General features: G+C 53.0%; 15 protein-coding genes. All 15 read left to right on the top strand.

Annotation, left to right across the window (positions count from 1 at the left end; genetic code table 11):
* The first annotated feature begins 351 nt into the window (after positions 1–351).
* The gene (locus PKO02S_RS05885) at positions 352–2,202 is read left to right on the top strand and encodes a hypothetical protein (protein WP_127580173.1); all 1,851 of its coding nucleotides are present in this window, start codon (positions 352–354) and stop codon (positions 2,200–2,202) included.
* Positions 2,193–2,420, top strand: coding sequence for a hypothetical protein (locus tag PKO02S_RS05890; protein WP_127580174.1), 228 nt, complete (start codon positions 2,193–2,195; stop codon positions 2,418–2,420). Before PKO02S_RS05885 ends, PKO02S_RS05890 begins: the two co-directional genes overlap by 10 nt.
* A gap of 12 nt (positions 2,421–2,432) precedes the next feature.
* Complete coding sequence (locus PKO02S_RS05895; protein ID WP_444980882.1) at positions 2,433–4,154, top strand: portal protein; 1,722 nt, start codon at positions 2,433–2,435, stop codon at positions 4,152–4,154.
* Positions 4,138–4,500, top strand: a complete 363-nt coding sequence (locus PKO02S_RS05900; protein WP_127580176.1) for a hypothetical protein — start codon at positions 4,138–4,140, stop codon at positions 4,498–4,500. The genes PKO02S_RS05895 and PKO02S_RS05900 overlap by 17 nt, the downstream gene beginning before the upstream one ends.
* A 4-nt stretch (positions 4,501–4,504) precedes the next feature.
* Positions 4,505–4,813 (top strand): hypothetical protein, encoded by a 309-nt coding sequence (locus PKO02S_RS05905; RefSeq protein ID WP_127580177.1) that lies wholly within the window; start codon positions 4,505–4,507, stop codon positions 4,811–4,813.
* 89 nt (positions 4,814–4,902) lie between these two features.
* Positions 4,903–5,718, top strand: a complete 816-nt coding sequence (locus PKO02S_RS05910) for a hypothetical protein (protein WP_127580178.1) — start codon at positions 4,903–4,905, stop codon at positions 5,716–5,718.
* 13 nt (positions 5,719–5,731) lie between these two features.
* Entirely contained in the window at positions 5,732–6,763 is a 1,032-nt protein-coding gene (locus PKO02S_RS05915; protein WP_127580179.1) for a N4-gp56 family major capsid protein, read from the top strand.
* A gap of 50 nt (positions 6,764–6,813) precedes the next feature.
* A complete protein-coding gene (locus tag PKO02S_RS05920; RefSeq protein ID WP_127580180.1) occupies positions 6,814–7,137 on the top strand; it encodes a hypothetical protein in 324 nt (107 codons plus the stop codon).
* A gap of 15 nt (positions 7,138–7,152) precedes the next feature.
* Complete coding sequence (locus PKO02S_RS05925) at positions 7,153–7,740, top strand: phage adaptor protein (protein ID WP_127580181.1); 588 nt, start codon at positions 7,153–7,155, stop codon at positions 7,738–7,740.
* A complete protein-coding gene (locus PKO02S_RS05930) occupies positions 7,737–9,770 on the top strand; it encodes an SGNH/GDSL hydrolase family protein (protein ID WP_127580182.1) in 2,034 nt (677 codons plus the stop codon). The genes PKO02S_RS05925 and PKO02S_RS05930 overlap by 4 nt, the downstream gene beginning before the upstream one ends.
* A 12-nt stretch (positions 9,771–9,782) precedes the next feature.
* Entirely contained in the window at positions 9,783–10,346 is a 564-nt protein-coding gene (locus PKO02S_RS05935; RefSeq protein ID WP_127580183.1) for a hypothetical protein, read from the top strand.
* Positions 10,343–11,761 carry a hypothetical protein gene (locus PKO02S_RS05940; protein WP_127580184.1) on the top strand — a complete coding sequence of 473 codons (1,419 nt, stop codon included), beginning with the start codon at positions 10,343–10,345 and terminating at the stop codon, positions 11,759–11,761. Before PKO02S_RS05935 ends, PKO02S_RS05940 begins: the two co-directional genes overlap by 4 nt.
* A 12-nt stretch (positions 11,762–11,773) precedes the next feature.
* Positions 11,774–12,505 carry a hypothetical protein gene (locus tag PKO02S_RS05945; protein ID WP_127580185.1) on the top strand — a complete coding sequence of 244 codons (732 nt, stop codon included), beginning with the start codon at positions 11,774–11,776 and terminating at the stop codon, positions 12,503–12,505.
* Between the two features lie 38 nt (positions 12,506–12,543).
* A complete protein-coding gene (locus PKO02S_RS05950; RefSeq protein ID WP_127580186.1) occupies positions 12,544–13,077 on the top strand; it encodes a stalk domain-containing protein in 534 nt (177 codons plus the stop codon).
* Positions 13,078–13,172: 95 nt separating this feature from the next.
* Positions 13,173–14,423: a hypothetical protein gene (locus tag PKO02S_RS05955; RefSeq protein ID WP_127580187.1), complete on the top strand. Its 1,251-nt coding sequence runs from the start codon at positions 13,173–13,175 to the stop codon at positions 14,421–14,423.

Here is a 14,423-nt window from a genome sequence, read left to right on the forward strand (position 1 = left end):
TACGGATTAATGCAAGATTATCCAGCAGCACAACATACAGCGCAATGTTCTGCACCGAGACACAACATGCAGACATGTGCACAAAATGTAGATTTTATACGGTATGTCTGGAGGTGATCTGATTGGACCCAACTTTAGCATTCTACAATGTTCGCCACACGGTTGCAGCACATCTCAAACGATCTAATCATCGGGTGAAACCCGCTCGAATTACTGTCACACCTGACGTTTACAGAGCGACTCTGGACTCAGAAGAATACAGAGGGATGATGCCGTTCGTGCGAGAAACGGTCACGTTCATGAATATCCCGTTTGAGATGGATCCGAAGCAGGCGGAGGATGTGCTCGTGCATGACCCCGCATAGTATTACCTGCCAGCGCATTATCGACCGCCGTAAAGAGCTGTGGGAGCAGGACGGCAGCATCGAGCGTGACCGCGAGTACCGCGACGCTGTAGCACAATACATTCTCGATCACGAACACATCCGTCAGGAGATTCTGGAGTATCCGGAGCGCCTGATCGAGATGTGTTTTGTCATTGTCGACAAAGACAAAAATGTCGTCCCGTTCTTTCTCAACGAGGTGCAGCTCGACTTCGTCGCACGGCTCAACCGAGCGATTAAGGATTACAAGCAGGGTAAGCGGCTGCAGCTCAAGTTTTTGATCCTGAAAGGCCGGCAGCAGGGCTTTACGTCGTTCATCACGGCTTATCAACTCGCCTGCACAATTACGCGGAAAAACTTCGAGGGCTTCACAGCTGCCGATGAGGACGGCAACAGTAGTGCCATCTTCGAGAACAAGGCCAAGCACCTATACAACCTGCTTCCGACCGCCGTGAAACCCACCGAAAAGTACAACAACCGCAAGCAGCTGCTATTCGAGAAGCTGCACAGCTCGTGGGAGGTCAAGACAGCCAGCCGCAACATGGGCCGTTCCCGGACGATAAACTTCTTCCACGGCTCCGAGGCGGCGTTCTGGCGCGACGGCATCACGGGCACACAGGCCGGCATCGGCGAGGCGCTGACGAAGGACTCCATCCAGATCTACGAGTCCACAGCACATGGCTACAACGAGTACAAGGAGCTATGGGATAGTGGCTCGTGGGATAACTGCTTCTACGAGTGGTGGCGAACGCCGGAGTACGCGGTCAGCTTCGAGAGTGAGGAGCGCGCGGAGTGGTTCAAAGCTGAAGTGGCGACCGGGAAGCCGCGGAAAGACGAGAAGCAAGCCAGTATTGCGTGGATCTGGAAGCGATGTTACTGGCTGATTCACACGATCAAGCTGACATGGCCGCAGGTCTACTGGTACTACCTGAAATGGGCCGGCTACCTCGACAAAGATCTGATCAAGCAGGAGTATCCCTGCAGCGCGCTCGAGGCGTTCCTGGCGTCCGGTCGCTGCGTGTTTGACCAGGAAGCAATCGTAATGCGCGTCGAGGTGTTGAAACGCCTGTACGAGGCCAATCCGCCCCGCAGAGGACGCTTCCGGTTCAAGTGGAACGATCCGAAGACACACGACCGCATCCTGGACGAGTCGATCGAGTGGGTGGACGACCCGAACGGCTGCATCACGATCTACGAGGAGCGCAAAGAGCGTTACCCGTACGTGATTGGCGGCGATACAAAGGGTGAGGGTCGAGACAAGTTCGCTGCTACGGCGATCAACAACATCACGGGTAAGCGTGTCGCGACGCTCCACCTGCAGGCGACGAACAGCAAGCCTTTCACATGGCAAGTGTATTGCCTTGGAAGACACCTGAACGACGCCCTAATCGGCATCGAAATGAACTTCAACACCGCGCCGATCGAGGAGCTCAGCCGTTTGAAATATCCGAAGCAGTACATGCGGGAGCAATACGACAAGATATCCAAGCAGGTGCAGCTCAGGTATGGCTGGAAGACGGACGGCAACACGCGACCGCTGATCATCGACAAGGAGATCGACTTGATCGAGAACAATATCGAGCTGTTTACGGATCTGACGTTCTTCAGCGAGTGCCTGACTTTCGTGTACGACGAAGACGGGCGTCCGGACGCAGATTCCGGTAAGCACGACGACGTGCTGATCAGCGACATGATTGCGAACGAGATCCGCTCGCAGCAGTCATTTGAGCTGCTGGAAGAGGTTGTCGAACGTAAGCGGCGGGGGTTCCCGTTCCAAGACAAGGATTCTGACGAGGAGGTGTATGCGGATTGGAGCTGATTGAGTCCATGGAGCGAATAGCGGCGCTCCTAGGTACACCCGGACTGGAGCCGGAAACAGCCAAGCTGCTGAATGAGACGCTGCGCAGCATGATTCAGGACTACAGCAGCCGCGGCCCGAAGCCTGTACCGCCTGAAGGAAATCAAGCCTTTATCCATCCTAGCGTGTTCGCGGAATGGCTGAACGGGGCGCAAGCGGCAGAGAGAGGAGATGGTTAACGTTTGGCTACGATGCGAAATATCGAGTCGATCACGCGTGATGCAGAGGATACGACCACCAAATACAAAGACGGACTAAACTATCACAAGCAAGTCGGCTATCAAGTTGAATGGCCGATGTATGAACGCTTCAAGGCGGGGGACCAGTGGCCGACGGCAACAGAGAAGACCCGATCCTTGCCTCGTCCAGTTTTCAACATTATCGACCTGATCGAGTCGCTGAAGGTCTCTACCGTGATGAACGAACAAATCATGATGCGGTACAGCACCCAGGACAGTGGCGATGACCTTTCACTCGAGGCGGCTGACGTGTTCACCCGATACAGCGAGACCGTGTGGGAGGACATCAAGCAGAACGAGCTGAACGAGGAGATGCTCGAGATCGCGGCCAACGTCGGAACCGGCATCCTGCACTATTACTGGGACAGCAACTACACGGGCGGCAACAAGATCAAGTTCGCCGGTCGGATGTGCGGGGAAGTGCTGGATCCGATTAACGTGTTTTTCGGCAATCCTCAGGAGCGCAACGTCCAGAAGCAGCCATATGTCATCATCTCGTACCGGGATATGCTCTGGAACGTCCGCAAAGAGGCCCAGCAGAACGGCCTCAGCAAAACACTACGGTCGTTCATCAACGGGGACGAGGCTAAGGTAGACGAGGGCTACGACTCGGCACAGGTTGAGGTGTCAGGCACGGAGAAGGTGACGGTCCTGCTCCATTACTACAAAGAGGGTGACCGGGTTTTCTTCAAGAAAGTGGCTTCCGGCATCACCTTCAAGCAGGCTACCGACACGAATATGTCGCTGTACCCGCTCGCCGTTTTGCAATGGAAGCGGAGACGGAAGTCGATTCACGGCGTAGGCGACACGAAAGGGCTTATCCCGAACCAGCGCGCCATTAACTTCCTGATCGCCATGTCGATCCTGTCCGCGCAGCTGACAGGCTGGCCGAAGCTGGCGATTGACCCGCAGCGCGTGGTCAAGAGTAAAATCACGAATACGCCTGGCGAAGTGGTCGAGGTGAAGGACGCAGCCACACTCGGGATAAATAACGCGATTCAGTTCCTCAACCCCGGGCAGATCAGCGGCCACGTGAACGACCTGGTCGGTCAGATCGTCGATTTGACTCGCTCCATGACCAGTGCGAACGAGGCGTCCACCGGTGAGGCACCGGGCGCGAACATGTCGGCAGCGGCGATCATTCAGCTACAGAAGGCGAATGGGGTGCCGATCGAGTCCGTCAAACGGCGATTTTACCAGTGCATGGAGGACGTCGGCCGCATCTGGGAAGAGTTTTTCAAGGTGAAGTACAACATGACTCGCGAGGTCAAGGTTAAGGACGACGAGGGCGAGGATGCGTTCACCGACTTCCACGGCACGAAATACGCGGACACGGATCTCAGCTTGAAGATAGACGTAGGGCCATCGTCGCAGTACTCCGAAGCGCTCATGATGGCGAGTTTGGACAACTTCCTTGAGAGGCAATATATCTCGTTCGACCAGTATCTCAAGTACGCGCCAAGCAATGTCGTGCCGTTCAAAGAGCGGTTGATACGGGAGATGGAGAAGATTCGGGCAGAGCAAGCAGCGCAAACGGTGACCGATCCGATTTCAGCCATACCGCCGGAGCAGCAAGCGAAGTTCGCTCAGCTGCCGCCCGATCAGCAGCAACGAATATTACAACAAGCCCGACAAATGGGCCAAGGAGGAATGGGTAATGCCGGAGTGGGATAGCACTGGCAAGCCGAAGCGCCAAGTATTGGCGGTTGACGGAGGTCCGATCGACATTAGCGCCGATCAGATGGAGCCCGGATCGGTTAGTACAAGCCAATTAGCAGCTAAGGCGGTGACGCTGGCTAAAGCATTGGTGTTCGTTTCGGCTGAGCAGACCGGTACAGGCTCGGCTCAGAACGTGGCTCACGGTTTGGCCGTAGTGCCGGCAGCAGTACTCGTAGTGCCTACAGACCTTACACCGTCTACGGTTGGTCAATATTCCGTCGTCGAGGGTACGCACACGAACACGAATGTCGTGTTAACCGTAACCACAGGCAAGAAGTTCAAAGTACTGGCGTGGGGGTGATCGTGTGGGCTACTGGAACGCACAAGGAAATTGGGTATCCGGTCCGACGCTGATCCTAACCGGACCGGGCGGAACAGCTGAAGTCGGCGATGTGCTGACCGGGGAGACCTTCACCAACGGAGACGGCCCTCAGACAGGCACGATGCCGAATAACGGCTCGCTTGGAACGATCACACCAACAACGACGAGCCAGAACATTCCCGCAGGGTACACGTCGGGCGGCACCGTCGCTGGAGACGCGGAGCTGTTGCCGGAAAACATCAAAGAGGGTGTCACTATATTCGGCGTCCTCGGCACTTACACGGGAGCCTAACAGGCCCTTCGCAGAGCAGCGTCGGGCCTAACTTTTACAATCTTCGGCGTTGATGGTGGAGTTGCGCCGCCCACCAGGAGGAATTGAATATGTTCACATGGATGCTGCCCCTCTTCGACCAAGAAGGGGTTATTGGTGCTGCTTCAGGAGCAGCAGAATCGTCGGCGCCGCCTAGCGTTGCGGCAGGAGCTGAGACTCCGGGAGCAGGGACCGCCCCTGCGCCAGCTCCGACGTCAGGAACTACACCCGCTCCGGCGGCTTCTCCGGACGTTACGCAGCAAGAGTCGTTTGCGGCTCGGCTGAAAGAGGAGCGCACGAAGCTCGAAGCTGACTACGCACCTCATAAGGCGACCGCGACCCGGTTGGAGAAGATCGCCAAGAATGCAGGCTTCAAGAATACCACGGAGTATCTCGCGGCCCTGGACAGCCACGTCACCGCTACGCTCGCGGAGGCAGAAGCCGAACGTCTTGGAGTGGATCAGGAGACGTACAACAAGTTCTTCGCCCCTGTGCATAGTGAGCTCGAGTCAACGAAGTCGCAGTTGCAGAAGCTCCAGCAAGCTGAGATTCACAGGCAGATCAAGGCGGACTACGAGGGCTTGAAGCAGCAGTATGGAGCTGATTTCGAGAGCATCCAAGACAAGGTCTTCGACCTGGCGGAGCAGCGGGGTTTGCCGCTCGTTGACGCCTTCAAGCTGCTTTCCTTCGACACGCGAGTGTCCTCGGCCAAGTTGGAGGGACAAGCTGCAGCCGTCGCAGCCATCAAGCAGAATGCGCAATCTTCGACCGGAGCTGCGGGCGGGGATGCACCTGACCAACGATTTGACTTCACAAAACTTACGCCTGATCAACGTCAGGCCTACTACGAAAAAGCGAAGCGCGGGGAACTAAAGAGCCTTCGCTAAGGAGGACTAGTCCATGTTCGATACACTTTTCACCGGATCTCGATTCGGCGCGGCCATTCGTGAGCCGCTTTACTTCCCAACGGATACGCAGACGTACACCAACGCCGGCGCAGGCTCGAACCAACTGCCGGAGGAGAACGCCACGTTCTACAAAACGGCGATGCTCGATCGGCTGCTTCCTGACCTGCACTACATGAAGTACGGCGAGAAGAAGCGAATCCCGCGCCGGAGCGGCGCGTCGGCCCAATGGCGCCGCCTGAACAGCTTGGCCGTTGTTACCACGCAAATGACTGAGGGCGTAACGCCTGACGGAGTTAACCTCGACATCACGCCAGTTACTGCAACCGTCAAGGAATACGGTAACTGGACGAAGATCTCCGAATACCTGGACTTGGTCGGTATCGATCCGATCCTGACGGAAACGTCCGAGCTGATGGGCGAGAATGCCGCTGAGTCGATGGACACGATCGTGCGCGACGTCGTCAACGCTGGCACGAATGTCCTGTACGCGAACGGTCAAACCGCGCGCGAGGATCTGGTCCAGAATACGGACAAGATCAACGGTTCCGATATCATCAAAGCCCGTACCATTATGAAGCGCAACAAGGTCAAGCCGATCAAGCTGCCTGACGGATCTATGGGCTACCTCATGTTCATCCATCCGGATGTCGGTGCAGATCTCATGCGTACCGATGATTGGAAGGCGCAGAACACCTACGTCAGCGTCGATAACCGCAAATCTGGCGACTTCGGCAAGATGTACGGGGTTTACTTCCTCGAATCCGTGAACAATGCGATCGTGGAGGAAGCCGGAGCCGACGACGCCAACGTGTACCTGAACTGCATCATCGGCAAAGGCGCGTATGGCGTGCCGGATATCGAGGGCTCTGGCTCCCCCGACATCATCGTTCACGGTGCAGGCTCCGCCGGCACAGCCGATCCGCTGAATCAATTCAACACAGTCGGTTGGAAAACGACTTTCACTACTACCCGTTTGCAAGAGCTGGCTATTCTGCGCTACGAGTGCACCGCGACACAAATCTAATCCAGGCGGGGCCTTCGGGCCCCTTCCTGATATAAACGGAGGTTAAGGAAATGAGTGACGACGCAATTGTGAACGTGGAAAGTGGTAAGGCATCGCGGCGATCAGGTAAAGCTTTAACGACAGAACAGAAGACGACTCTCGCTAAGCTCCAGGCACGGAAGAAGAAGACCATTCTTATTCCGGAAGATCCAATGAATCCAGACGATTTAGTCGTCCCTGTAGCGGTAAATGGTGTGATCTACACGATCCCGCGGGGCAAGGAGTACGATGTGCCGGACACCATCTATAACATTTGGAAAGAATCATACGAGAAGACGCTGGCCGCGCGGCGCCGAATCGTCGTTCGCGAAGATCGCAATTTAGTTGTTCGATAATCGGAGGTGAGCTGTATGATACTCGGCGATATTGTGGAAGAGATTTTAGAGAAGGTCGGTAATGGCCCAGGGCGGGACGTCTCGATGCGATCCATCGTTCGGAAGGTGGACACCAAGCACAAAGAGATTCACCGCCTGTACGGCAATAACAGCGACGACATGGCCGTGCTTGATATCTTGGAAGGTATCGCCGAGTATCCGCTCCCTTGCGCTCAAGGAAACATCACAAGCGTGTACGTGAACGATGTGCGCATCCCATTCCGTGCGCGCAATGACTACACAATGGTCACCTATTACTACTTGATCGATCAATCTATAGGGCTTTATTTGTACGGCAACCTGCTGCCTTCGCAGGCGTGGGAGCAGGGGTTGAAGATTTTCCACAAGCACGTGCCTGCAACACTAACCGTTAACGACTTGAATGCAGAACCTGACTTAGAAGAGACGTACCATATGCTGCTCGTGTATGGAGTTTTAATAGATATCGCCGAGCCATCGATAGCCGGCAAATACGAGAAAGCTTACCGGGAGCTGCTGGCGGACTACATCCAAGCGACAAGGGACCCGGAATCTAATGCGATTAGTGAGGTGTTCTCCCTATGACTGTACGGTATTTTCCGCCAGAGTTCCCTAGTGTGCAGTTCGATCCGATCCCGCAGCAAGCACAAATCACGTACGAGGACTATAAGAAGATCAAGGGATTCGAGGACGTCGGATATTTCCTGATTAGCTATGTCGTGAACGGTGGCGTAGCCACGGCCAACGTTACCCGGAACGATCAGATCGATGTGACGGATATCGTAGTTTCGTTGAACAACGACATTATGGCTCGCACCGGTACGAGCTTTCGGACACGCACTGCCAGCACCGCATACTATTTGGACTTTACCAAAGATGGGGATTGGTCCTGGGGGACGGCACACGCTGAAGGAACCGTGAATGTTGACTATCTGGCCGTGGCGGAAGTAACAACCGATAGCAATAAGAACATCGACGACATAATCGATCGAGCGGATCCGCGAGGGGGGTTCCGTCTCGGCGAAGATTACCCATTGCCGGATCTTGTTGCATTTGAGGCGGAAACAGAACAGAAGTTCAGTGAAGTCGACTCGGAGATACTGGACCTGCAAGCCGATAGCGCGGGGCAACTAGCTAGAATCGAATCAATCGAATCGGATGTCGAAACCCTTGAAACGAGTAAGGCTGATCAGTCGCAGGTTGACAGTTTGGCAACGACGAAGGTCGGAACCGGGGTGCTTGCGTCGATGGAGGACCTAGGCAACGATGTAAAAGAAGCGATGACGGGCGGTAGTGTTGCTGTCGTAGGCAGAGGGAGCGTTACTAATATTACGGTGGGTGAAAGCCAAATCACGGCTAATAAGCTTACTAAAGTTATAACTATTAATAAAACTGACATGGAGATTCTGGAGAGCGGTAAATATGTGAATACGGATGGTACATATACCACCTCCGCTAGTTTCAATGTTCGAAGATATCGGATTCCTGATGACTGCAAGAGGATCGTATTTAATGGTTCGAGTGATCTTATCCCAAATGGCATTTTGCTGTATGACGATACAACAAAGCAAACATTCCCCATAAACGCAAACTATAACACCCATTACTGTTACGTGCTGCTCAATGAGCAGATCGCAACGTCGAATGGCATTACGTCATTAACATTGACGTTTTGCGAAAAAGGGTACAAGGAGCCGGCTAAGTTTGATGTTGTAGGCAAGGCCGAGCTTGTCGGTAATGGTTACGTGAAGGATAATACCGTAACCTTTAACCGCGGATTCAGCCGATATAAGATTCCGCTAAGCAGCAGCTACCGATACCAAGCAACTCTATCGGCCATTACCGGATTTATGGGGTGCTTCTACACAAGCGGGGACTCGTATATCGGTAATGTCACTGTGTCAAGCGGCTATCTAGTCGTACCAGACAACGCTGCTTACGTGGTGCTCAACCTTATCGGAACGGATGAGGTGTATGCGATACCGAGGGAGTACGAAGCCGCGCAAGTATATGCTGACTGCGTAAACAAGCCATATGTATTCAGCGGGAAGACGAGTCTATGGTTTGGCGACAGCATTACGGCAGGGTACACTTCCGGAGTGACCATAACGGCCAACGGATTCCCGAAATTGTTCTCGAACAAGGTCGGGATGACGTTTACTAATGAGGGCGTAGGTGGAGCGCTATTTACGAGTGGATACAACGTGGTAGAGACGATTCCTACCACGATTGAGAGTACCACTCTGAACACAGACTTTGTTTTCATTGCTGGCGGAACAAACGATTTCGGGTTAGGTGCGGATATAGAGGATTTCGAACAGACGATATCTGATCTATGTGATTACTTGGAAGCCAATTACAGCGGCGAAGTGATCTTCATTACCCCGATTAATCGGGTAACTCCGAGCAATAATGAAGTTGCTCCACTTGACGCGTACCGGAATATAATTGCCGAATACGCGTGCATGTACGGTTTTTCCGTCGTTGACGGAAGCAACTTTAATTTCCCTCTTGAAAGCGGAGTGTACAAAACGGCAGTCATGAATGACGGATTGCACCCCACGGAAGACGGATACAAGGTGTATGCGAAAAATCTAGCAACGGTTCTGTGCTAAGAGAGGTGACTCATGCTAATCCAAGAGATCATCACCGAAGCCGATATCCTCGTCCCAAACGAAGTCACGACAGCCGACAAGGTTGTCGTGCTGAACGCGCTGAACCAAGACTTCTTCAACATCGTGAAGATCCCAAAGATCGTGCGCTTCAATGCCGTCCAGGGACAGGCGGGGTACACGCTCGCAACGGACGTCCGTGAGAAGAACATTGATCTGGTCATGGTCGGGCTGCTGAAGTACAGGAACCTGGACAATGAAGTTGTCAACCCGACGCAGAACGTGTTCACCTTCGAAGATACAGACCACGAACTTACGCTATCCCCTGCACCCTATCAAACAGGCCTGCAGGGGATTGTTCGCTCTCACCGGATCGCGACCACGACGTTCACGACCGGCGGCGTTGGCACGCAGACGCCGGACGCCCCGACGGAGTACCACTGGACGTTCGTGCCGGCGCTGGCTTCCTTCCTAGCCTACTCGCAGGACGACGCGGGCAAGGGTGGGAACTACGAGACGCAGTACAAAGCAGGCTGGAGCGTGGCGGCTCAAAACTATCAGAAGGAGGGAGGCACGTGAAGCCGATCCGCTATCCGCAGGTCAAGGCGCAGCCTCTCTCCGGCATGCTGCCGCCACAGTCGATCCGGGAGTTTCGCGGCGTGAACAGTTTTGATCCCTATTCGATTGCTGAGAACTATTTCACGGACATGCTGAACATGACGAGCGACGATTACCCAACGGCATCCGTTCGTCCAGGCTACACCGTGTTGGGGAGCGCAATCGGTACGAAGGTGCTGGGGATGGGGGTCTGGAAAGACACAGAGTTGCATGCGGTATTCCAGGACGGCACATGGAGGAAGTGGAGCGGAAGCGCATGGAGTACACTCAAGTCCGGGCTGAATACTACCGCCATGTGGAGTTTTACAAATTTTCAAGGAAACTTAACAGATGTAAACTTGGTCGGCTGCAATGGGGTTGACGGTTTGCACCGGTACGACGGCTCTACGGTTCAGACTTTTGGTGACGCACCTACCAATATTAACTACATTACAACCTACCAGAATCGACTATGGGGAGCGTCCGGTAAAGAACTACATGCATGCAAACTCGATCAACCTGCCAGTTGGAACGATTTCGGCGGTACAGACGAGGACAGTTTCGCAAAAGACATGGAGAGCACACGCGGCGAGAATATCAACATGCTATCAGGCAGCCTGAGCAAATTAACAATTGGCATGCCGAATAGTTTGCATGAGTTGTACGGGGGGCTTCCATCCGACTTCACTGTTCGGCTTATTACGGAGCGCGAAGGGACGGCTAATAACCGTGCGGCAGTTGTACAGGAATCGTCCCTGCGGTTCATGCACCAGACGGGGTTATTCGAGTATTTAAGCGGCGGAATGTATCCCGAGAAAGACTTTGCGGATATTGTGGAAGGCTTTTTCCGAGGTAGCATTTCGGCGAACGCGGTGACCGGTACGGACAACTTGAAACTATATTTTTACGATGGGACCAGTCAGATTCTAGTGTATGACCCGCGTACAGGTATACAAGCATGGTCGATTTGGAACGGCTTTACCCCCACCTGCTTTACCGTGTTTCAACACAAACTGTATATAGGTGATGCTTCGGGTCGAGTGTTGAGGTTGGGAGGAGCCGCGGACGACGCGGGAACACCTATTACATGGTCGGCGGTAACTAAGCCATATACGAATCCCTCTGCTGCTCAGCGACAGCGTTGGATTAAATTGTGGGCAATGATGGAGTTGGTCTCGGGTAGCACTGTGAACGTGTCTTTGTCTAAAACCGCTGATGGTTCAGACTGGGAGTTAGTCCATACGGTAACCGGAACAGGGACGCAGATTCAACGGATTCTGCTTCCGATCCCGTCCAACTTCGCACTAGCCAATATGATTCGCGTGAAATTTGAAGGAACCGGTTGGGCGAGGCTGCATGAGCTGACACGACAAGTTCGGCAGTTGCCTCTACACTAAGGAGGATATCATATGGGTCTCTGGCAAGGACAACAAGTTTCACGGCCGCCGACGATTCCGCATTTTGTCGAAGCGTCACCGGAAATGGTCGCCATCTACAAGTATGTGAAGGAAATGGCGAATGTCATGACGGCCATGAAAAATGACTTGGAGTTCGCGATAAACGGCCATTTGGATGCGAAGAATATCCGGGCCAACAGCATCGAGGCGAAGAACATCAAAGCCGGAACGATCACAGGTAATGAGATTGCCGCAGGAGCTATCACGGCGGATAAGATTGATGTCAACCAGTTGTCGGCGATTGCGGCTGACCTGGGGACGATTATGGCGGGAACTATAACAACTAACGCTACGATCAACGTAGGAACAGACGCAAGGATCGGTAATGTCCTTTACCTCAATGAGACAGATGGAACGAGTCAAAAGGGCATTGTCTTTTCGGATGCCTTAAGTGATAGTGTTAGCTTAGAAGCCCTACAAGGCGATTTAGAAATCCGAGTAGATGGATTTATCACCTTCACAATAGGAAGTCCGTTCGGTCTCGTAGTAAATAAAAAGGTAGTAGCGCCTACATTTTCAGCGACTGTAAGGATGGATATAAATGGTGAAACTGTTGCGACTGTAACAGAGCTGTTAACTGGACTCGCCGGCAAAGCAGATATTTTCAGTGGTTATACAGGGAGTTTTATTTCCGGATCACAAACAGTTAATGTTTCAAATGGAATTATCACTAGCGTGGTTTAATTCGTGGTATAATATCCCAAAATGCATGGAGGGATATTATGAGAAAATATCTGATTGGATTAGTGGCAGGAGTCTGTTTAACGATAACAGCTACTTCTTACGCAGACGACATCTCTGATCTGATAGGTAAAAAAATTGAGAATACATTTCCAGTGTATGTTAATTTGAAAGAGGTTGAAGCTAAGGCTGTTGTTATCGATGGAACATCATATCTCCCAGTGAGGTCTATAGGCAATGCTATAGGCTACGAAGTTTTTTTCGATGAAACAAAAAGAGTCGTAGCGCTAAATTACGCATCAGTAAAGAGGTCACTTGAAGATATCCGAAGCAATGTTGAGTCTTTGAAAAATACCAACGAAAGAAGTAAAGCGTCAATTAAATCGATTGATGAACGTTTACTTACAGATGAAAATTTGAAGGAAGAGGATAAAAATATTCTGCTGGAAAATAAACAAAGATATGAAAAATCGGTTTTTATTAATGAAGTTATGATTAACAAGATGCAGCAACAGATTGATGACGAACTTTTATTAGAAGAAGCGAAAAAGAATAGAGCATTGGAACAAAAATGAAGCATGAAATAGAAAAATCGCCGAAGCAATAAGCACCATCAGAAAGGAGTCCTCCAAGTGAGGGCTCTTTTATTTTTACCAAGGAGCGTGAAGACATGGCTCAGAAAATCGGGTACCGACAAGCGTTGCGAGACGCGGGCTATAAGGATGAGGAGATTGGGTACGATCCCGCCGGACGTGTAACTTTGCAGGGGAAGACCTTTGCCTACGCCACGCCGGAAGCTGATGGCAGCACGTATGCGCCGGATCAGAATGCTTTCGGTCAAGCGCTACGATCGTTCCGGCAGAACGAGCTACAAACGCAAGCCGGGCAAACGCTCGGGACCCTACAGCAGGCTGCCGCAGCCCCGGCCCGCACGTTCTCGGCACCCGCTCCGTTTCAATACAACAAGGACGCGGATCCTAACTACGCAGCGGCGCTCTCTGAAGCGCGACAGAATATCACACAGCAGCAGTCAGATACGAACGCGAAGCTTCGCGCAAGCGGTCAGGGGAAGTCCTCGTATTCCGATACAGTTGCACACCAGATCGGTGCCAAGGAAATGGCGCGAGTTGCTACTACCGTTCTACCGGCACTGATTGACCAGGCGTATAGGCAATACAGCGACAATGCGAACCGTCAAATGCAGGTGGACCAGGCGAACTACGGTGCTGAGCAAGACCGCTTCTCAAACCTGGCAGGCATCCTATCGGCAACAAGCGGGCAGTATCAGCAAGGCTTCGAGAACGACCGTGCGCTGTCACAGGACGCCTTACGAAATAAGGAATCGAATCTCAATGCGGCAGCTACCGTCGGCCAGCAGATGGGCCGGGTGCTCCAACCGACGCAGGATTGGGGCCTGCTCTACGATCAGCCTGGTGCTCCGCTGAATATGGATGCCCAGCAGCAAGCAATTGCGCAGCAGCAGTACATTCAGAAGTTCAATGAGGATGTGCGGCAATTCGGGCTACAATACGCCCTCCAAGCAGCCGATCAGGCCTTCGGCCAGAACATCGAGCAGCAGAGACTCGGCTTAGCCCAAGACGATAACAACCGGCAATGGACCGCGCTCAACTACGAAATGTCTCAGCCGAATACCGCGAAGTATAGTGGCTTGAACGCGAACCAAGTACTTAGCGCTGTTCGCAATAACTACACGACGCCGGTCTTGGACAAGTTTGGTACTACCCGAGTAGGGGACGAGCTTACCACGGATCCGAACCGGCGCTACCAGATGTTCCTGGATGTTATTGACTCCGGATTACCGAGCGACGCGGAGACGAATCAGGTGTTGACACTGCTTGGTCTTACAAAGCAAGAGATAGAAGGGTATAAGGCGCGGGCCATGAAAGAGTTTGGGGGGTAA

Origin of the sequence: Paenibacillus koleovorans NBRC 103111 (assembly GCF_004000845.1) — a bacterium.
GTDB lineage: Bacteria > Bacillota > Bacilli > Paenibacillales > NBRC-103111 > Paenibacillus_AA > Paenibacillus_AA koleovorans.

Coding starts and splice junctions, on each gene's coding strand:
- PKO02S_RS05885 (WP_127580173.1), top strand. CDS start 352: ATGACCCCGCATAGTATTACCTGCCAGCGCATTATCGACCGCCGTAAA.
- PKO02S_RS05895 (WP_444980882.1), top strand. CDS start 2,433: ATGCGAAATATCGAGTCGATCACGCGTGATGCAGAGGATACGACCACC.
- PKO02S_RS05900 (WP_127580176.1), top strand. CDS start 4,138: ATGCCGGAGTGGGATAGCACTGGCAAGCCGAAGCGCCAAGTATTGGCG.
- PKO02S_RS05910 (WP_127580178.1), top strand. CDS start 4,903: ATGTTCACATGGATGCTGCCCCTCTTCGACCAAGAAGGGGTTATTGGT.
- PKO02S_RS05915 (WP_127580179.1), top strand. CDS start 5,732: ATGTTCGATACACTTTTCACCGGATCTCGATTCGGCGCGGCCATTCGT.
- PKO02S_RS05920 (WP_127580180.1), top strand. CDS start 6,814: ATGAGTGACGACGCAATTGTGAACGTGGAAAGTGGTAAGGCATCGCGG.
- PKO02S_RS05925 (WP_127580181.1), top strand. CDS start 7,153: ATGATACTCGGCGATATTGTGGAAGAGATTTTAGAGAAGGTCGGTAAT.
- PKO02S_RS05930 (WP_127580182.1), top strand. CDS start 7,737: ATGACTGTACGGTATTTTCCGCCAGAGTTCCCTAGTGTGCAGTTCGAT.
- PKO02S_RS05935 (WP_127580183.1), top strand. CDS start 9,783: ATGCTAATCCAAGAGATCATCACCGAAGCCGATATCCTCGTCCCAAAC.
- PKO02S_RS05945 (WP_127580185.1), top strand. CDS start 11,774: ATGGGTCTCTGGCAAGGACAACAAGTTTCACGGCCGCCGACGATTCCG.
- PKO02S_RS05950 (WP_127580186.1), top strand. CDS start 12,544: ATGAGAAAATATCTGATTGGATTAGTGGCAGGAGTCTGTTTAACGATA.
- PKO02S_RS05955 (WP_127580187.1), top strand. CDS start 13,173: ATGGCTCAGAAAATCGGGTACCGACAAGCGTTGCGAGACGCGGGCTAT.